General features: G+C 71.1%; 20 protein-coding genes. 15 read left to right on the forward strand and 5 right to left on the reverse strand.

The annotated features are described in order from the left end of the window. Positions 1–9 precede the first annotated feature (9 nt). From OO69_RS19675 to OO69_RS19685, 3 genes are all read left to right on the forward strand, one after another. Positions 10–1,422, forward strand: coding sequence for a dipeptidase (locus OO69_RS19675; RefSeq protein WP_033282148.1), 1,413 nt, complete (start codon positions 10–12; stop codon positions 1,420–1,422). Positions 1,423–1,577: 155 nt separating this feature from the next. Beyond that, positions 1,578–2,522, forward strand: a complete 945-nt coding sequence (gene nudC / locus OO69_RS19680; protein WP_033282029.1) for an NAD(+) diphosphatase — start codon at positions 1,578–1,580, stop codon at positions 2,520–2,522. Positions 2,523–2,553: 31 nt separating this feature from the next. Then, entirely contained in the window at positions 2,554–3,171 is a 618-nt protein-coding gene (locus OO69_RS19685; protein ID WP_033282030.1) for a class I SAM-dependent methyltransferase, read from the forward strand. 72 nt (positions 3,172–3,243) lie between these two features. On the opposite strand, the gene OO69_RS19690 is transcribed toward OO69_RS19685, so the two are convergent. After that, positions 3,244–3,501, reverse strand: a complete 258-nt coding sequence (locus OO69_RS19690; RefSeq protein WP_033282031.1) for a mycoredoxin — start codon at positions 3,499–3,501, stop codon at positions 3,244–3,246. A 184-nt stretch (positions 3,502–3,685) separates the two neighbouring features. On the opposite strand from OO69_RS19690, the gene OO69_RS19695 reads away from it, so the two are divergent. The 5 genes from OO69_RS19695 (at position 3,686) to OO69_RS19710 (ending at position 7,579) form a co-directional block, all read left to right on the forward strand. Further along, entirely contained in the window at positions 3,686–5,884 is a 2,199-nt protein-coding gene (locus OO69_RS19695) for an ATP-dependent DNA helicase UvrD2 (RefSeq protein ID WP_078652488.1), read from the forward strand. Positions 5,885–6,052: 168 nt separating this feature from the next. Then, positions 6,053–6,370 carry a hypothetical protein gene (locus OO69_RS50215; protein ID WP_078652489.1) on the forward strand — a complete coding sequence of 106 codons (318 nt, stop codon included), beginning with the start codon at positions 6,053–6,055 and terminating at the stop codon, positions 6,368–6,370. Positions 6,371–6,543: 173 nt separating this feature from the next. Then, positions 6,544–6,912 carry a WhiB family transcriptional regulator gene (locus OO69_RS19700; protein WP_019058340.1) on the forward strand — a complete coding sequence of 123 codons (369 nt, stop codon included), beginning with the start codon at positions 6,544–6,546 and terminating at the stop codon, positions 6,910–6,912. Beyond that, positions 6,909–7,235 (forward strand): hypothetical protein, encoded by a 327-nt coding sequence (locus OO69_RS19705; RefSeq protein ID WP_033282033.1) that lies wholly within the window; start codon positions 6,909–6,911, stop codon positions 7,233–7,235. The genes OO69_RS19700 and OO69_RS19705 overlap by 4 nt, the downstream gene beginning before the upstream one ends. A 134-nt stretch (positions 7,236–7,369) precedes the next feature. Next, positions 7,370–7,579 (forward strand): hypothetical protein, encoded by a 210-nt coding sequence (locus OO69_RS19710; RefSeq protein ID WP_033282034.1) that lies wholly within the window; start codon positions 7,370–7,372, stop codon positions 7,577–7,579. Between the two features lie 49 nt (positions 7,580–7,628). Here OO69_RS19710 and OO69_RS19715 read toward each other — a convergent pair whose 3' ends face one another. Further along, positions 7,629–9,017, reverse strand: a complete 1,389-nt coding sequence (locus tag OO69_RS19715; RefSeq protein WP_033282035.1) for an ABC1 kinase family protein — start codon at positions 9,015–9,017, stop codon at positions 7,629–7,631. Beyond that, positions 9,010–10,236, reverse strand: a complete 1,227-nt coding sequence (locus OO69_RS19720) for a ThiF family adenylyltransferase (RefSeq protein WP_033282036.1) — start codon at positions 10,234–10,236, stop codon at positions 9,010–9,012. The genes OO69_RS19715 and OO69_RS19720 overlap by 8 nt, the downstream gene beginning before the upstream one ends. 219 nt (positions 10,237–10,455) lie before the next feature. Between OO69_RS19720 and OO69_RS19725 the strand changes: the two genes are divergently transcribed. From OO69_RS19725 to OO69_RS19740, 4 genes are all read left to right on the forward strand, one after another. Then, the gene (locus tag OO69_RS19725) at positions 10,456–11,052 is read left to right on the forward strand and encodes a M48 family metallopeptidase (protein ID WP_033282037.1); all 597 of its coding nucleotides are present in this window, start codon (positions 10,456–10,458) and stop codon (positions 11,050–11,052) included. A gap of 113 nt (positions 11,053–11,165) precedes the next feature. Next, positions 11,166–12,848 (forward strand): TerD family protein, encoded by a 1,683-nt coding sequence (locus OO69_RS19730; RefSeq protein WP_033282038.1) that lies wholly within the window; start codon positions 11,166–11,168, stop codon positions 12,846–12,848. Between the two features lie 11 nt (positions 12,849–12,859). Beyond that, positions 12,860–13,540 (forward strand): AIM24 family protein, encoded by a 681-nt coding sequence (locus OO69_RS19735; protein ID WP_033282039.1) that lies wholly within the window; start codon positions 12,860–12,862, stop codon positions 13,538–13,540. A 16-nt stretch (positions 13,541–13,556) separates the two neighbouring features. Further along, positions 13,557–14,312: an AIM24 family protein gene (locus OO69_RS19740; RefSeq protein WP_033282040.1), complete on the forward strand. Its 756-nt coding sequence runs from the start codon at positions 13,557–13,559 to the stop codon at positions 14,310–14,312. Positions 14,313–14,376: 64 nt separating this feature from the next. Here the strand turns inward: OO69_RS19740 and OO69_RS19745 are convergent, their stop codons facing one another. Continuing rightward, positions 14,377–14,898: an NUDIX hydrolase gene (locus tag OO69_RS19745; RefSeq protein ID WP_033282041.1), complete on the reverse strand. Its 522-nt coding sequence runs from the start codon at positions 14,896–14,898 to the stop codon at positions 14,377–14,379. Beyond that, positions 14,895–16,334 (reverse strand): zinc-dependent metalloprotease, encoded by a 1,440-nt coding sequence (locus OO69_RS19750; RefSeq protein WP_033282042.1) that lies wholly within the window; start codon positions 16,332–16,334, stop codon positions 14,895–14,897. The genes OO69_RS19745 and OO69_RS19750 overlap by 4 nt, the downstream gene beginning before the upstream one ends. A 192-nt stretch (positions 16,335–16,526) precedes the next feature. On the opposite strand from OO69_RS19750, the gene OO69_RS19755 reads away from it, so the two are divergent. The 3 genes from OO69_RS19755 to OO69_RS19765 all read left to right on the forward strand — a co-directional run bounded on the left by OO69_RS19755 (position 16,527) and on the right by OO69_RS19765 (position 18,596). Continuing rightward, positions 16,527–17,639, forward strand: a complete 1,113-nt coding sequence (locus OO69_RS19755; protein WP_033282043.1) for an SDR family oxidoreductase — start codon at positions 16,527–16,529, stop codon at positions 17,637–17,639. Positions 17,640–17,839: 200 nt separating this feature from the next. Next, positions 17,840–18,301, forward strand: a complete 462-nt coding sequence (locus tag OO69_RS19760; RefSeq protein WP_033282044.1) for a molybdenum cofactor biosynthesis protein MoaE — start codon at positions 17,840–17,842, stop codon at positions 18,299–18,301. 67 nt (positions 18,302–18,368) lie between these two features. Beyond that, entirely contained in the window at positions 18,369–18,596 is a 228-nt protein-coding gene (locus OO69_RS19765; RefSeq protein ID WP_033282045.1) for a hypothetical protein, read from the forward strand. The last annotated feature ends 15 nt before the right edge of the window (positions 18,597–18,611 follow it).

An 18,611-nucleotide genomic window follows, 5' to 3' on the forward strand; every position in this document is an offset into this window, starting at 1 on the left:
CTCGTGACCATGAGCCACACCGTTGACAGTGCCGTCAGCGCGGTCCGCACGTACATCGAGCAGCACCGCGCGGTCTTCCTCGACGACCTCGCCGAGTGGCTGCGCATCCCGTCCGTGTCGGCGCAGCCCGACCACGCGCCCGACGTCCGGCGCAGCGCGGACTGGCTCGCCGCCGCGCTCCGGGAGACCGGCTTCCCCACCACCGAGGTCTGGCCGACCCCGGGCGCCCCCGCCGTCTTCGCCGAGTGGCCCTCCGACGACCCCGAGGCACCCACGGTCCTCGTCTACGGCCATCACGACGTCCAGCCCGCCGCCCGCGAGGACGGCTGGGACAGCGAGCCCTTCGAGCCCGTCGTCCGCGGGAACCGCCTCTACGCGCGCGGGGCGGCCGACGACAAGGGCCAGGTGTTCTTCCACACACTCGGCGTCCGCGCCCACCTCGCCGCCACCGGCCGCACCGCCCCGGCCGTGCACCTGAAGCTGCTCGTCGAGGGCGAGGAGGAGTCCGGCTCCCCGCACTTCCGGGCGCTCGTCGAGGAGCACGCCGACCGGCTCGCCGCCGACTCCGTGATCGTCTCCGACACCGGCATGTGGTCCGAGGACACCCCCACGGTGTGCACCGGCATGCGCGGCCTCGCCGAGTGCGAGATCCGGCTGCACGGCCCCGACCAGGACATCCACTCCGGCTCCTTCGGCGGCGCCGTGCCCAACCCGGCGACCGCAGCCGCCCGCCTCGTCGCCGCACTGCACGACGAGCACGCACGCGTGGCCGTGCCCGGCTTCTACGACGGCATCGTCGAACTCACCGACCAGGAGCGCGAGCTCTTCGCCGAGCTGCCCTTCGACGAGAAGGAGTGGCTGCGCACCGCCAAGTCGCACGCCACCCACGGCGAGGCCGGACACACCACCCTGGAGCGCGTCTGGGCCCGCCCCACCGCTGAGGTCAACGGCATCGGCGGCGGCTACCAGGGCCCCGGCAGCAAGACGATCATCCCGTCCTCGGCCATGGTGAAGCTCTCCTTCCGGCTGGTCGCGGGCCAGGACCCCGACCACATCGAGAAGGTCGTCCGAGCCTGGGCCGCCGAGCAGGTGCCCGACGGAATCCGGCAGGAGATCACCTTCAGCGCGGCCACGCGTCCGTGCCTGACACCCCTCGATCACCCGGCCCTGCAGTCCGTCGTCCGCGCGATGGGCCGCGCCTTCGAGAAACCGGTCCTCTTCACCCGCGAGGGCGGCTCGGGACCGGCCGCCGACCTCCAGGAAGTCCTCGGGGCACCTGTCCTCTTCCTGGGCATCTCCGTCCCCTCCGACGGCTGGCACGCCCCGAACGAGAAGGTCGAGATCGACCTTCTCCTGAAGGGCGTCGAAACCACCGCCCACCTGTGGGGGGACCTCGCCGACACCTGGCGCCGCGCGCCCTGACGATCCCGCGCGACCGGAACGGCCACGCGCGCGAGGCACACTGGAAGAACCGCCCCGCACACCCCGTCCCCGCCGGACCCGGTCGCCTCCTGCCGTACGTCCCGCTGAACCGCCCGCCGAAACAATCCGCATTGCCGGGGGAGTTGGAAGCACCCGTGACCACCTGGACCGACCACACAGCCGACCGACCCATCTCGCTCACCGCCCCGAGCGGCATCGACCGAGCCGCCCACCACCGGCTCGACGAGGCCTGGCTCGCCGCGGCGTGGAGCCACCCCACCACCCGCTGCTTCGTGGTCTCCGGCGGCCAGGTCCTCATCGACGAGACACCCGACGGCAAGACCGAACTCGTCATGACCCCGTCCTTCGAGGCCCCCCTCACCGAGGCCCACCGCTACTTCCTGGGCACCGACGACGACGGCGTCAGCTACTTCGCCCTCCAGAAGGACGCCCTGCCCGGCCGTATCGACCAGTCGGCGCGCCCCGCGGGCCTGCGCGAGGCGGGCCTCCTGCTGTCCGCCCGGGACGTGGGCCTCATGGTGCACGCGGTCGCCCTGGAGAACTGGCAGCGCCTGCACCGCTTCTGCTCCCGCTGCGGCGAGCGCACGGTGATCGCCGCGGCCGGCCACATCCGCCGCTGCCCCGCCTGCGGCGCCGAGCACTACCCGCGCACCGACCCCGCCGTGATCATGGCCGTCACCGACGAGGAGGACCGCATCCTGCTCGGCCGCCAGGTCCACTGGCCCGAGGGCCGCTTCTCGACGCTCGCCGGCTTCGTGGAGCCCGGCGAGTCCATCGAGCAGTCGGTACGCCGCGAGGTCTTCGAGGAGGCCGGCATCACCGTCGGCCACGTCGAGTACGTCGCCAGCCAGCCCTGGCCCTTCCCGTCCAGCCTCATGCTCGGCTTCATGGCCCGCGCCACCTCGACCGACATCAACGTGGACGGCGACGAGATCCACGAGGCCCGCTGGTTCTCCCGCGAGGAACTGCGGGCGGCCTTCGAGTCCGAAGAGGTGCTGCCTCCGTACGGCATCTCGATCGCGGCCCGCCTGATCGAGCTCTGGTACGGCAAGCCCCTGCCGACGCGCACCTTCGTCTGAGGCGGCCCGGAGGCCGGATGGCGGGGCGCGGATGAGTGGGGTGCGGACGACCGACCCGTACTGGAACCACAATGTCCACTACCACCCCGTGGTGGTGGACGCCGTGCCCGCCGGCTGCCGCACAGCCCTGGACGTCGGCTGCGGGGACGGCCTGCTGGCCCGCAAGCTGGCGGGCAGAGCCGGGTCCGTGACGGGCGTGGACCGTTCGCCGCAGATGATCCGGCTCGCCCACGTGGACGCGCCGGAAAACGTCACCTTCGTAGAGGCGGACTACCTCGACGCCACCTCACTCGCCGAAGGCACGTACGACTTCGTCAGCGCGGTCGCCGTCGTCCACCACACGGAGTTCGAGGACGCGGTGGTACGGCTCGTGAGTCTGCTGGCTCCCGGCGGCCGACTGGTGATCGTCGGCATGGCGTACAACCGCACGCTCCTGGACTGGGTGATCAGCGGCTGCGGACTGCCCGTTAGCCGGTTCCTGACCCGACGGAACGGCGGCAAACTCGGACCCGTCGGCATGCCGGTCGAGGACTCGGCCATGTGCTGGGGAGAGGCGCGCGCAGCCGTCCGGCGCATGTTGCCAGGGGCCCGGTTCCGGCGCCGACTCCTGTGGCGCTACGTCGCCGTGTGGGACAAACCGGTCTCCTGAGGAGAACGACAAAGAGGGCGGCCCCTGACATCAGGGACCGCCCTCTTTGGAGCCGTGTGCGCCGACCGTCGTTCAGGCGCCGAGCGCCTGCTTCACCTGGGCAAGGCTCGGGTTCGTCATGACGACCTCGGAGCCGCCCTGGGCGGGAACCACCAGAACGGTGGGCACCGTCTGATTCCCGCCATTCGCCTTCTCGACGAACGCCGCCGAAGCCGGGTCCTGCTCGATGTTGATCTCGTTGTACGCGATTCCCTCGCGGTCCATCTGGCTCTTCAGCCGACGGCAGTAACCGCACCACGTTGTGCTGTACATCGTCACAGTGCCCGACATTCTCTCGCGCTCCTCAACAGCTCGGGGGATACGACCTCGCAGACGTGGAAACGTACGCGACACGGCCTCCATTCCCGCCGGGGGAGTCCAGCGGCACGTGACGCCTGCCGCATAAGTACGACTGCGGGGGCCTCCCTGTGGACAACCGACTCATCTGTCTCCGGCGACCTGGCAGCATGGCCGTGTGACAGCAGCAACGCACTCCTCCCTCTTCCCGCAGGTACCGGACTCGGCCGACGCGGTGCTCGAAGGACTCGACCCCGAGCAGCGCGAGGTGGCGACCGCCCTGCGCGGCCCGGTGTGCGTGCTGGCGGGCGCCGGCACGGGCAAGACACGGGCGATCACCCACCGGATCGCCTACGGAGTGCGCGCGGGTGTCCTGCAGTCCTCCAGCGTGCTGGCCGTCACCTTCACCAACCGCGCCGCCGGCGAGATGCGCGGCCGACTGCGCCAGCTCGGCGCCACCGGAGTCCAGGCACGCACGTTCCACTCGGCCGCGCTGCGCCAGCTGCAGTACTTCTGGCCGAAAGCGATCGGCGGCGCCATGCCCCGGCTCGTCGACCGCAAGATCCAGCTCGTCGCCGACGCGGCGGCCGCCTGCCGCATCCGCCTCGACCGCGGCGAACTGCGGGACGTCACCGGTGAGATCGAGTGGTCCAAGGTCACCCAGACCGTGCCCTCCGACTACCCGGCGGCGGCGGCCAAGGCAGGCCGCGACGTCCCCCGCACCCCCGCCGAGATCGCCCAGCTCTACGCCGCCTACGAGGACGTCAAGCGCGACCGCGCGGTCATCGACTTCGAGGACGTCCTGCTGCTGACTGTCGCCGTCCTCCAGGACCGGCAGGACATCGCCGAGCAGGTCCGCTCGCAGTACCAGCACTTCGTGGTCGACGAGTACCAGGACGTCAGCCCGCTCCAGCAGCGCCTCCTGGAGCTGTGGCTGGGCGACCGCGACAGTCTGTGCGTCGTCGGCGACGCCAGCCAGACGATCTACTCCTTCACCGGGGCGACGCCGGACCACCTGCTCGACTTCCGCACCCGCCACCCCGGCGCCACCGTCGTCAAGCTGGTCCGCGACTACCGCTCAACCCCCCAGGTCGTCCACCTCGCCAACGGCCTGCTCTCCCAGGCCCGCGGCCGTGCCGCCGACCACCGGCTGGAGCTGATCTCCCAGCGTGCCGCGGGCCCCGAGCCCGTCTACGTCGAGTACACCGACGAGCCCGCCGAGGCCGAGGGCGCCGCTCGCCGCATCCGCGACCTCATGGACGCGGGCGTCCCGGCGAGCGAGATCGCGATCCTGGTCCGCACGAACTCCCAGTCCGAGACCTACGAACAGGCCCTCGCCGACGCCGGGGTGCCCTACCAACTGCGTGGCGCCGAGCGGTTCTTCGACCGGCCCGAGGTGCGCAAGGCCGGCATCGCCCTGCGCGGCGCGGCCCGCTTCGGCGGCAACGACTCCCTCCTGGACGACGTCATCGACCTGCCCTCCCAGGTCCGTGCCGTCCTCTCCGGCGAGGGCTGGACCACCGAGCCCCCGGCCGGCTCCGGCGCCGTCAGAGAGCGCTGGGAGTCGCTGGCGGCCCTGGTCAACCTCGCCCAGGACTTCGCCGCGGCGAAACCCGGGGCCACCCTCGCCGACCTGGTCGCCGAACTCGACGAGCGGGCCAACGCCCAGCACGCCCCGACCGTCCAGGGCGTCACCCTCGCCTCCCTGCACTCGGCCAAGGGACTGGAGTGGGACGTCGTCTTCCTGGTCGGCGTCGCCGAGGGCATGATGCCCATCACGTACGCGAAGACCGACGAACAGATCGAGGAGGAGCGCCGCCTCCTGTACGTCGGCGTCACCCGCGCCAGAGAGCGGCTCCACGTCTCCTGGGCCCTCTCCCGCTCACCCGGCGGACGCCCCAACCGCCGCCCCAGCCGCTTCCTGGACGGCCTGCGCCCCGGCTCGACCGGCGGTGCGGCCAGGCCCGGCACGGTGGCCCCCGGAGGCATCGAGCGCGGCTTCACGGGCAGCGGCCCCAAAGCCGTCCCACGGCGGACGCAGCGCACCGTGGCCCGCTGCCGGGTCTGCGGCCGCACTCTCACCGAGGCCGGTGAGATGAAGCTGATGCGCTGCGAGGACTGCCCTTCGGACATGGACGAGGGCCTCTACGAGCGGTTGCGCGAGTGGCGGGAGGTCCAGGCGCAGCGCAGCGGTCAGCCCGCCTTCTGCGTCTTCACCGACAAGACCCTGATGGCCATCGCCGAGACCGTCCCCGACGACGACGGCGAACTCGCGCGGATCCCCGGCGTCGGCGTCCGCAAGCTCAACCGCTACGGGGCCGACGTCCTGGCCATCTGCGGCGGTCAGGAGCCTGCGGAGGGTGTCGCGGAGGACTGATTCAAACTCGTCGAGAAAATAGTTTGCGCATGCCCCAGCAATCCCCATAGGTTCTTAGACACGGGAACAGGGGGCCTTCTCGAAGGCCCTGATTCCGTGCTGTACTTGCATATCCGAAGGACCGGTCTCACCCCCGGTCCCCCGAGACGCCGAGAGGAGGCGATTCCAGTGATCAGCATCAACACCCGCTCCAGCAGCACCGTGAAAATGACCGATCCCTCGGTCGTCTCCCTGTGCATCCTCGGCGTTTCGAACCTGGACACCGGTCTGTCCGGCATTTCTGCCGCCCGTCCGGCGTCCGCCCTGTCTCTCGCGGTCCTTCCCGTCCGTGAGCGCAATGAGCGACCGACCAAGGCACTGGAAGCAGTAGGGGCACAGGCGCAGGCCTATGCCTTTGCACCCGGTGCCGGAAGCCGGAAGCAGACGACGCAGCACCACCAGATGTGGGCCTTCCGTGGGCCAGAACCCTGGAGTGATCCAGCCTGATCGATCAGGCCGGCGCCTTCAGGGCCGCGGAACCCCACCCGGGATCCGCGGCCCTTCTGTTTTCCCCAAACGGGGACGACGGAGCGAAGGGGCCTCGGGACAAGAAAAGAACCCGGTACCCAGCCGACAACCGGCCCAACAGGGCCGGACCGACCAGACGAGGAAGAACAACCGTGCAACTCGAAGCGCACGCCCCGTCCGTACCGCCTTCCGAAACGATCCCCCCGCCCGGCCTCACGGAGGACTCCACCTTGACTCCGCTCACTACGCTCACCGCGCTCGACGACGCCATCGAGAACCTGGGCGTGCCCGTCCCCTGCCGTTCCTACGACCCGGAGGTCTTCTTCGCCGAGTCGCCGGCAGACGTCGAGTACGCCAAGTCCCTCTGCCGCACCTGCCCGCTGATCGAGGCCTGCCTCGCCGGCGCCAAGGAGCGGCGCGAGCCCTGGGGCGTCTGGGGTGGCGAGCTCTTCGTCCAGGGTGTCGTCGTGGCCCGCAAGCGGCCGCGTGGCCGTCCGCGCAAGAACCCGGTCACGGCATGAACATCTTCGGAACGATCGACCGCCCCCTCACGCACGACCCCAAGAAGCAGGCCCCGATGAAGCCGTCCACTCCCAGCGAGCCCGCGGGCTCCGCGATCCCAGACTTCACCACCCCGGGTGCGACCGAGTCGCGCCAGAACAGGACCCGAGAGATGCAACTCATTCCAGAAGCCCTGGCTCGTGCGCATATGCACGACCGCCTGCACGAGGCCGAGCGGGAACGCCGGGCCATGCGCCTGGTGACCGCTCGCCGGATGCAGCGCCGGGCCGAGCGCGCCTCGATGCGCGCCCGCCGTGCGCTCGCCATGGCCGTCATGCAGTAACCGCTCCCACCTGAAGCGGTGGCCTCCCGACCCCGGGAGGCGAAAACTCCCCCGCGGGGCCGGTCCGTCCGAACGGACCGGCCCCGCGGTGCGTTCCGGCCGCCGATCCCCGGCTACGGAGATATCGTCGCCGCGTGACGAGTCTTCCCGGAGGCAGTGACACCAGCGCCTTCACCACGGAACCGCGGTCCCTCGTGTGCGCCCGCTGCGGCACCAGGTCCGAAGACCCACAGCCCACCTGGACCTGCTCCGTGGAGAACGGAACCCGGCACTACTTCTGCGACACCTGCGCCAGAGAGAACCTCAGGGCGATCGAGGGACGGCTGGACTCGGCCTGGTGGTAGGCCGTACGCGCGCCGTCAGCTGGTCGGCGCGCGCCACCCGCGGCTCGGCTCACGCCTCCGCCGCGGGATCCTCCTCGTCCAGGAACTCCTCGTACTCGTCCGGGTCCTCCGGTACGAACCCCGGCAGCCACTCCTCCAGCTCATCGCGCAGCCGCACCGTCGCACCCAACTGGCACAGCACGCCGATTGTGCTCAATGTCACCCGGTGTATCAGGAGATACGCCGGAGGCAGGTTGAGCTGCTTGCCCAACTGGTGGGCGGGGGAGCGGGGGTCGGCGATCCGGGCGGCCTGGCTGCGCATCCAGCCGCGGCTGAAGGTGAACGCGTCGACCTGGGCCGGCTCGATGATCGGCACGAGGTAGTCGAGGACGGCGTCGGGGTCCAGCTCTATCGACTCCTTGACGAAGCCCTCCGTGCGCAGCAGTTCGTAGACCGCCTCGGCGTCGCCGTCGAGGGTCATGCGCAGAGAGTCGCCGATGGGCGTCGGCAGACCGCCGGGGAGGCGGTCGACCGTGCCGAAGTCCAGGACGCCAAGACGCCAGTCGCCCTTGCCGTCCGGATCGGCGGGCAGCAGACGGAAGTTGCCCGGATGCGGGTCCGCGTGGAGAAGACCCGTACGGGCCGGACCGGAGAAGAGGAAGCGGGCCAGGAGCTGGCCTGCCCGGTCACGCTGCTCCTCGGTGCCGTCGGCGATCACCTCCGACAGCGGGATCCCGTCGATCCACTCCGTGACCAGGACCTGGTCGCACTGGTGGACCACGGCGGGCACCACGACGTCCGGGTCGCCCTCGAACTCCTCCGCGTGCGCCTGCTGGGCCTGCGCCTCCAAGCCGTAGTCCAGTTCCTCGGAGACCCGGTCACGGAGCTCGGCGATGAGGGGCTTGATGTCCATCCCGGGGATGAGCGGGCCCAACAGGCGGGCGAATCGGCTCAGTTGGGTCAGGTCGGACAGGAGGGCCTCGCCGGCGCCCGGGTACTGCACCTTGACCGCGACCTCACGGCCGTCGTGCCACACCGCCCGGTGCACCTGGCCGATCGACGCGGCCGCCGCGGGCTTGTCCTCGAACTCCAGGAACAGCTCCCGCCAGTCCTCGCCGAGCCGCTCCGCCAGCACACCGTGCACTGTGCGCGTCGGCATCGGCGGCGCCGCCTCCTGGAGCTTGGTCAGCGCGGCGCGGTAGGGACCGGCGACCTCCTCGGGCAGCGCCGACTCGAAGACGGACAGCGCCTGCCCGAACTTCATCGCACCGCCCTTGAGCTCGCCGAGCACCTTGAACAGCTGCTCCGCCGTGCGCTGTTGCAGCTCGCGGCCGACGATCTCCGCGGACTCGCCCACGATCCGTTTCCCGAGCCCCCACGTCGCTCTCCCGGCGAAGCCGAGCGGGAGCGCGGCGAGCTTGGCGGTGCGGGTGACCGCCTTGCGGGGAAGATCAGACATGCGCCCTCCAAGTCCCGGCCGGCCGGGCCGAGTCTGCCTTACGGCGCACATCCCTCGACGGCCGGTCCTCTCCCATTGTCGCGTGTCGATCCTCGTCCGTAGAGGTGTGTCCCTCCTTACCTTTCTTCGCACCCTTCTCCGCGGCTCCGCACGGGCAGCCGGAATGCGCCCAGACCGGTCGCGCGTGCCAGTGCAGACCGGGGAGCGAGACCTCCCACCGCGCGCCCGCGCTCGACGGCGACCGCCCGTCCAGGAAGGCGAGCGCGTGCGCGGCCGCGAGCCCGGCGACGGTCGTGGCCAGCGTCAGGTCGCACGGCCGTACCTGCGGCTGTCTGCCGGAGCGCCACTGCGCGACCAGACGCGGCCAGGTCGGATCGCGGTCGGTGCGCGCGTGGTGCAGGCAGCCCGCGCAGGACGTCTCGCCGGGCAGGACCAGCGGGCCCACGACTCCCGTGGCCTCCACCACACCGGCATACAGATGAGGGGTCCCCGAGACGATCAGGCCGGTGGCGGCGGCCGGGTCCGGCGCGTACACGGCGACGTCGTCACGAGGGGCGAGGATCACCAGCGAGAAACCGGGGTCGCTCTCCTCCGACGCGGCCCGCGAGGTCCGGCGGGGCGGACGGTCCGGTGCCGCCCGGCGTACCGCGCGGCGCGCCGCCTCGTCCCGGCGCTCGCCGACCGCCTCCGCGGGCAGTCCGCCCGGAGCGACGTCCCAGGGCTCGGTGTGACCGCCGTCGCGCACGTCGACCTCGCCGACGCCCGCGCCCGACAACAGCGCGGCCAGCACCGCGCCCACCCGGCCCGCGCCTCTCACCTGTACCCGCAGTTCGCGGCGCGCCGCCAGACGGCCCATCGACTCGCCCGGCTCACCGGTGATCAGGGAGAGCGACGCGAGGTCCGGGCGCAGCCGGTCGAGGACGTCCTTCTTCGCGCGGAGGGCATCGGCCGCGGGCCCGCCGCCCCTCGCGTCGTCGAGCAGTCCCGTGTGCGTCAGCCTCTCCACCAGCTGGTCCACCTGGCCCTCGGGCAGATCCATCCGCCGGCCCTCCTCGCGCAGGAGGGGCAGCCCGCGCGTGCCGTTCAGCAGGTCCAGGAAATTGCCCGTCGCCGTGTCCATCGGGCCCAAAGTCAGCGCGTGCGCCGGTGTCATCCCGAACTGCACGGTGTGGAGATCGCGCCAGCCGCGCCGCAGCGCGGGCTTCACCATCGGATGCATGACAGGCCCCCGTAGCCCTTAGGAAGTACGTCCCGTGTGCCGGCGGAACCGTTCGGTGCTCCGCCTGCGATGCCAGCCTGCCCGGCCCGGGCGTCGGGTGCAGAAAGTTGTCCACAGGCTGTGGGATTCGTCGTACAAATCAAACGCTTGGTGGCGGATCGATACCGAAACCGCCCCGGAGTCGGGACTTCCCGCGTGTGCAGAGGGTAACGTCGTGGCGTGCCCGCCGACCCACTGCACAGCGCCGGAAAACCACAGCGCAGTACGACGAGCCAGCCGCCAGGCGGCTCGGGGGCGAGCGCGATCGAGGTCCGCAGGAGTGCGCGTCGGCGCAGAACGGTCTCCGCGTACCGCGAGGGCGATCGCACCGTCGTGCTCATCCCCGCCCGCATGTCCGAGGCGGAGGAGAAGCGCTGGGTCACCGTCATGCTCGACAAGCTGGCCGCCCAGGAAAGCAAACGCGTGCTGGGCGACGCCGAGCTGTCCGAGCGCGCCGAGCGACTGTCGGCCCAGTACTTCGACGGCCGCGCCCGGCCCACCTCCGTGCGCTGGGTGACCAACCAGAACACGCGCTGGGGCTCCTGCACTCCCTCCGAGGGCAGCATCCGCCTCTCCCACCGGCTGCAGGGCATGCCCGAGTACGTCGTCGACTACGTGCTGCTGCACGAACTGGCGCATCTCCTGGTGCCCGGACACGGGCCGCGGTTCTGGCGGCTCCTGGAGGCGTATCCGCGCACCGAGCGGGCCAAGGGTTACCTCGAAGGCGTGGTCGCGGCCGAGCGGCTGCCCCATCCGCCGGGTGCCCGCGACGAGTGAGGCCCTCTTGTGGGGGATTGTGTACCGGGTCTGTACCGACTTCCTCCGGTGTCAGTGATTGCCGTTAGCCTGGCGCGACTCACTTGCATCGGGATGGGGGACGGTCGTTACGCATGGCCAGGGAATTCCAACGCGGCCACAAGGCCAAGATCAGTGACCTCACCGCGGGCACGGATCTGTACGTAGGTGTGCAGATCACCGGCCCCGGGCTGACGTTCGACATCAGCTGCTTCGGCCTCGACGCCGAGGAACGGCTCTCGGACGACCGGTACTTCGTGTTCTTCAACCAGCCGAAGTCCCCCGAGGAGTCCATCCAGCTCCTGGGTCCCCAGGCGGGCGACTCGGAGTCCTTCCGGGTCACGCTCGACAAGATCCCGCCGCAGATCCACAAGCTGGCGTTCACGGCGACGCTCGACGGCGCCGGGCAGATGTCGCAGATCGCCCCCGGGTACGTCCGTATCGTCGCGGGCGGCGAGGAGGTGGCCCGCTACTCGTTCAACGGTTCGGAGTTCACCACCGAGCGGGCCGTGATGCTGGGGGACTTCTACCTGAAGGACGTCTGGCGGTTCGCCGCCGTCGGCCAGGGCTTCGACGGCGGCCTCGAAGCGCTGCTGAAGAACTTCGGCGGCGAGGTCGCGGAGGAGGCCCCCGAGCCGCAGCAGACGCAGCCCGCGCCGCCGCAGTCGGGTGCCGCCCCAGGCTTCGCCCCGCCCGCGTTCGGCGCCCCCGCCGCTCCGGCCCCCGCCCCCCAGCCCGTCCCGCAGGGGTACACACCCCCGCCGGCGCCCGCGCCCTCCGTGCATGCCGCCCCGACCATCATCGCGCCCATGACCCCGCCCGGGGCGGGCACCGTGCCGCCCCCGGGTCCCGTGCCCGCGCCCTACGGCCAGCCGCAGGCGCCGTACGGACAGCAGGCCCCCGGCCAGACCCCGCCTCCGCCGCCCGGCTACGCGCAGCCCCAGGCCCCGCACGCGCCGGGCCCGCCGCCCGGCTACGGCCAGCCGACTCCGCCCCCTGGCTACGGCCAGCCGCCCGCGCCTCCTGGATATGGCCAGCAGCCTCCCGCGCCTCCCGGATACGGGCAGGTCCCGGCCCAGGCCGCCGGCTACGGAGTGCCCCAGGGTTCTCCCCAGGGCGCCGGTGTGTCGGCCGCGCTGGAGAAGTTCAAGGAGACGCCCACCGGGCAGCGCTGGACGCAGCAGAACAAGAAGCTGATCCGCGTCGACCTCGGCATCGGCGGCCAGCCCGTACTGGCCCGCCAGGGCAGCATGGTGCTCTACCAGGGCAAGGTCGACTTCGGCTACAAGGGCGCCGGGTTCGCCGGACGGCTCGTCGGCAACGCGACCGGCCAGGAGATGCAGCTGATGCGCTGCACCGGCCAGGGCCAGGTGTTCCTCGCCGAGAACTCCACCCACCTGCACCCCGTCGAGCTCCAGGGGGACGCGATCTGCGTCTCCGCGGAGAACGTCCTCGCCTTCGACGAGAGCCTCCAGTACGAGGTCAGACGCATCGAGGGACATGGCATCCCCGGGGGCGCGCTGTTCACGATGCAGTTCCAGGGGACCGGCACCATCGTCGTGAAGACCCACGGCTCGCCCGTCGTGCTGCCGGTCACGCCGACCACGTTCGCCGACTGCAACGCGGTCGTCGCCTGGTCCGCGGCCGCCCAGGTGATCGTCTCCAGCCAGGTCCGGATGCGCCGCAACGCCTATCCGGGCGACACCGGGGAGAGCGTCAACCTGCAGTTCCGGGCAGCCCCCGGCAACTTCATCGTCGTCCAGCCGTACGAGGTCTGAGGGAGCCCGTCATGAACCAGCCGCTCGCGGGCTACGCCCCCGCACCCGTCTCCGCCCGCATGGAGAACCACGGCAACAACATGCTGAAGGTCGCCATGCAGACCGGCAGCGACCTCTTCGCGCGCGTGGGCTCGATGATCGCCTACGAGGGCTTCATCCAGTACGAGCCCAACCCGCCGGCCGTGCGCCAGATCGCGCGCGACTGGATGACCGGGGAGGGCGCGCCCCTGATGAAGTGCTCCGGTGACGGACTGCTCTACCTCGCCGACTACGGCGCGGACGTCGTCGTGATCAACCTCAACGACGATGGCATCTCCGTCAACGCCACCAACCTGCTCGCCTTCGACGCCCACCTCACCTGGGGCGTGGAGCGGGTCAAGGGGCTCGCGAAGTTCGCCGGACAGGGCCTGTGGAACACGAAGATCAGCGGCCAGGGGTGGGTCGCGCTGACCTCCCGCGGTACGCCGATCGTCGTCGACTGCGGCGGTGGCGAGGACGAGACGTACGTCGACCCGGACGCGCTCGTCGCTTGGTCCCCGAACCTCAAGGTGAAGGGCAAGCGCAGCTTCAAGGCGCAGTCGCTCATCGGCCGGGGCAGCGGCGAGGCCTACCAGATGGCCTTCTCCGGGACGGGCATCGTCGTCGTCCAGCCCAGCGAGGACAGCACCGACCGTCTCCGGTTCCGGGGCTGAGGGGGAACAGGACACCATGCAGAGCCCGCTTTTCGCGTTCAACGACTCGCAGTCCCAGGACCGCTACAGCCTGCAGAACAAGCAGATGCTGCGCATCGTCCTGGAGGGCCACGACGACATCCTCGCCCGCAAGGGCACGATGGTCGCCTACCAGGGGCTCGTCGAGTTCGACGCCGAGTACCAGAACACCCAGCAGGCCTACGCCCGCGCGGCCACCGGCGAGGGACTCAGCCTGATGCGCTGCCACGGGCAGGGCACGGTCTTCCTCGCCAACCTCGCCCAGCACATCCACGTAGTGGATGTGGAACAGGACGGCCTGACCGTCGACAGCAGCTACGTCCTCGCGATGGACTCCTCGCTGCACCACGAGGTCATCGCCGTGGACAGCCAGTACGGCATCTCCGGCTCGGGGAAGTACCAGCTCAACATCACCGGCCGCGGAAAGGTCGCCCTGATGACCTCGGGCGCGCCCCTGATGATGCAGGTCACGCCCGACAAGTACGTCAACTGCGACGCCGACGCGATCGTCGCCTGGTCCACCGGTCTGCGTGTCCAGATGCAGGCCCAGACGCACTCCTCCGGGGTGTGGCGGCGCCGCGGCAACACCGGCGAGGGCTGGGAGCTGAGCTTCATGGGCAGCGGTTACGCCCTCGTCCAGCCCAGCGAACTGCTCCCGCCGCAGAACGCCGCGATCGGCCAGGGCCTCGCCGCCCAGTTCGGCATGGGCCAGCAGGGCGTGCACGCCCAGAACCAGGGCAACGCCTGGAGCTGACCGTCCGGAAAACCAACGTAAGGGGCGCCCGCCATCGCGAGCGCCCCTTACACGTGCCCGGCCTTCACAACCTGGCGCGCGTCGCCTCCAGCAGCCGCAACACCGACTCGTCCGCTACGGCCGCCACCTCGTCGTAGGGGAACCAGCGCAGGTCGAGGGACTCGTCGCTGATCTCCTGGACGGCGCCGGGGGGTGCCAGCACCGCGTACTGCACGTCGTAGTGGAAGTGGCACGGCGCGGGGATCGCGTGGCGGTCCAGGCGGACCGGGCCGCCCGGCAGGAGAGTCAGGCCGGTGATGCCGGACTCCTCCGTGGCCTCGCGCAGGGCCGCCGCCTCCAGGGAGGTGTCCTCCGGCTCGCAGTGGCCGCCCATCTGGAGCCACATCCGCAGCTTCTTGTGCAGGGTGAGCAGCACGCGCCCCTGCTCGGGGTCGATCACCAGGGCGCTCGCCGTCACATGCCCGGCGTGGCAGGACTTCCACATGCCGTCCGGGTGGCCGGCCAGGTGGTCCAGGTAGGCCTGGCGCAGGTCCGTCTGGTCCTCGTAGCTCTTCAGTACGAGGACCGCGTCGTCGTACAGGCTCACTCGGTGTCGTCGTCCTTGGAGTCCTCGTCCTTCGTCAGGTTCGGCTTCTCCGCGGTGCCGCTCGCCGCCTCGCCGAGCATCTTGTCCAGCTCGGAGAAGTCCATCTGCTCGCGGTGCACGAAGCCGTCCGGGTCGTCCAGGTCGGAGGCCGTCGGCAGCATGTCCGGGTGGGCCCACAGGCCGTCCCGGCCGTCGACACCGCGCGCGTCCGTGAGCGAGGCCCACAGGCGGGAAGCGTCGCGCAGGCGGCGCGGGCGCAGCTCCAGGCCGATCAGCGTGGCGAACGTCTGCTCGGCGGGACCACCCGTCGCGCGGCGGCGGCGCAGGGTCTCGCGGAGCGCGTCGGCGGACGTCAGGCGCGGCTTCGCGGCCGCGTGGACCACCGCGTCGACCCAGCCCTCGACGAGCGCCAGAGCCGTCTCCAGACGGGCCAGGGCGGCCTTCTGCTCCGGGGTGTCCTCCGGCTGGAACATGCCCTGCTGGAGGGCGTCCTGCAGCTGCTCCGGATTCGCCGGGTCGAACTGGCCGACCACGTCCTCCAGCTTGGCGGTGTCGACCTTGATCCCGCGCGCGTACCCGTCGACCGCGCCGTACAGGTGCGAGCGCAGCCACGGCACGTGCGCGAAGAGACGCTGGTGGGCCGCCTCGCGCAGGGCGAGGTAGAGCCGCACCTCCTCCTGCGGGACGCCCAGGTCCTTGCCGAACGCCTGGATGTTCAGCGGCAGCAGCGCGGCCTTGCCGACCGGGCCGAGCGGCAGGCCGATGTCGGTCGAGCCGACGACCTCGCCCGCGAGCACGCCCACGGCCTGCCCGATCTGCGTGCCGAACATGGCGCCGCCCATGGAGCGCATCATGCCGATCAGCGGGCCCGCCATGGCCTGCATCTCCTCCGGCAGGACGTCGCCCATGGCCGCGCCGACGCGCTCGGCGACCGGGTCCACGAGCTCCTTCCAGGCCGGAAGGGTCGCCTCGACCCACTCCGCGCGGGACCACGCCACGGCGGTGCCGGCACCGGACGGCAGCGAGGTCGCGTCGTCCAGCCACAGGTCCGCCAGCCGCACGGCCTCCTCGACCGCGCTGCGGTCGGCGGGGCCGATGCTTGCGTCCTTGACGCCGTCCTGCGTGCCCTGGGAGACCGTCTGGCGGGCGATCTGCTTGGCCATGTCCCAGTTCACCGGGCCGCCCTCGTACGAGAGCATCTGGCCCAGCTGCTGGAACGCGGCGCCCAGGTCGTTGGGGTTCAGCGAGCCGAACATGGCTGCGAGCGGATTGTCCGCGCCGGGGCCGCCAAAGCCCCCGGCACCTGGCAGGCCGCCAAATCCGAACGGGTTGGCCGGTCCCTGACCACCACCGCTCTCCTGGTCCTTCTTCTTGCCCTCGTCGCCGTCGTCCGGCTCCTCCGGCGGAAGGCCGAATCCGAATGGGGTGTCACTCACGGGATTCCTCGGCTGTTAAGGCCGCCGGTTCTCTCCGACGGCACGACTGCCCTTCAACACCACCCAGCGTAGACACCGCGGGCCGATCGGGCCTCAGTGCTTCGCCGAGACCCGGCCTGCGGCAGGATGGATGCCACCTGGTCCGGACGCGTCACGCGCATCCGTACTGAAGACAACCGCTGGAGACGCCCGGTGAGTTCCCCAGATCCGCAGGTTCGCGCAGCGCGAAACCACTCAACCAGTCCCGCCGTGCGCGGGCCCGTCGTCGCGGTCACCGGCGCCGCGTCCGGGGTCGGGGCGCTGCTGACCGAGCGGCTCGCCGCCTCCGAGGAGATCAAGCAGGTCATCGCCATCGACGAGCGGCGCGGCGAGTGCGCGGCGGCGCAGTGGCACATCCTCGACGTACGGGATCCGGCCATCGCGGAGAAGCTGCGCGGCGCGGACGTCGTCGTCCATCTGGCGCTCGATCTCGACCTGGAGACCGACCCGGCCGCCCGTTCGGCGTACAACGTCCGGGGGACGCAGACCGTGCTCACCGCGGCCGCCGCGGCCGGGGTCCACCGGGTCGTGCTGTGCACCTCGGCGATGGTCTACGGAGCGCTGCCCGACAACGAACTGCCGCTCTCGGAGGACGCCGAACTGCGCGCCACCGCCGAGGCCACCGGCGTCGGCGACCTCCTGGAGGTCGAGCGCCTCGCACGGCGCGCGCCCCGGGCTCATCCCGGGCTCAACGTCACCGTCGTCCGCCCCGGAGTGCTCGTCGGCGGCACCGACACCGCGCTGACCAGGTACTTCGAGTCGCCCCGGCTGCTGGTGGTGGCCGGGTCGCGGCCCGCCTGGCAGTTCTGCCACGTCGAGGACCTGTGCAGCGCCCTGGAGTACGCCGTCCTGGAGAAGGTCGAGGGCGAGCTGGCCGTCGGCTGCGACGGGTGGCTGGAGCAGGAGGAGGTCGAGGAGCTCAGCGGGATCCGCCGCATGGAGCTGCCCTCCGCGGTCGCGCTCGGCGCGGCGGCCCGGCTGCACCGCATCGGGCTCACCCCGTCCCCGGCCGGCGACCTCGCCTACACGATGTACCCCTGGGTGGTGAGCGGCAGCCGGCTGCACGACGCGGGATGGCGGCCGCAGTGGACCAACGAGGAAGTGCTCGCGGAGCTGCTGGAGGAGGTCTCCGGGCGGCACACGGTCGTCGGACGACGGCTCGGCCGCAAGGACGCGACGGCGGCCGGTGCGGCGGGCGCGACGGTCGCACTGCTGGGCGCGGCGGCGGTCGTACGACGGGCACGGAAGGCGCGGCGGCGGATCTGACGGGCGGGCACGTCCGGGAGGCCCGCCCTTGCTGCCGTAAAACGCACCCCCGCACATCCGGGACGCCCAGACCCCGCTCCCGTGAAGCCCGACCCCGCTCCCGTAAATCGCGCCCCTGTAGAAGGCTCCAAGTCCCCACACGCGCGTGCCTGGTGAAAGTGCTATTCCTCGCTGTCGGCGAGGTGCGGCACGATGGAGGTATGGCACCCACGATCGACCATCCCGGTGAGCAGGCCGCGCAGGATCCCATCAAGCTGATCGGGATCCGGGAGACGCCGCTCTCCGTGGACGAGGTCTTCCGGGCCGTCGGGGACGACGCTGCCGGTGGGATGGCCCTCTTCGTAGGGACCGTGCGCAACCACGACGGCGGAGCCGACGTCGACGAGCTGGGGTACTCGGCCCACCCCAGTGCCGAGGACGAGATGCGGCGCGTCGCCGAGAAGGTCGTCGCGGAGTACCCGGTACGCGCGCTGGCCGCCGTCCACCGTGTGGGGGATCTCGGCATCGGGGACCTCGCGGTCGTCGTCGGCGTGTCGTGTCCGCACCGGGGTGAGGCCTTCGAGGCCTGCCGGAAGCTGATCGACGACCTCAAGCACGAGGTGCCGATCTGGAAGCACCAGAAGTTCTCGGACGGCACCGAGGAGTGGGTCGGCGCCTGTTGACGCACGATCACGCACCCGTCGTCCGCCCTCCGGTTGCGTAACCGCCCCCCGGGCATGAGCGTTGTCAGTGGGGCTGGCTAATCTGCTGATCAGTCAGTTGAGTTCACTCATCCGGGGTTGGGAGGTCGGCATGGCGGCACTCGCCTGGTTGTTGATTCCGTTGGCGGCTGCGATAGGTGCCGGCGTCTGGGGAAGCTGGGCCAACCGGACCCGCAAGATGCGCAGCGACGGCCCGGAACTGGACGGCTACGCCCGCTTCCGCGAGGCCATGGAGAAGTCCCACTCCGGCACATGATCGGAAGGCGGCCCT

Origin of the sequence: Streptomyces sp. NRRL F-525 (genome assembly GCF_000716605.1) — a bacterium.
GTDB lineage: Bacteria > Actinomycetota > Actinomycetes > Streptomycetales > Streptomycetaceae > Streptomyces.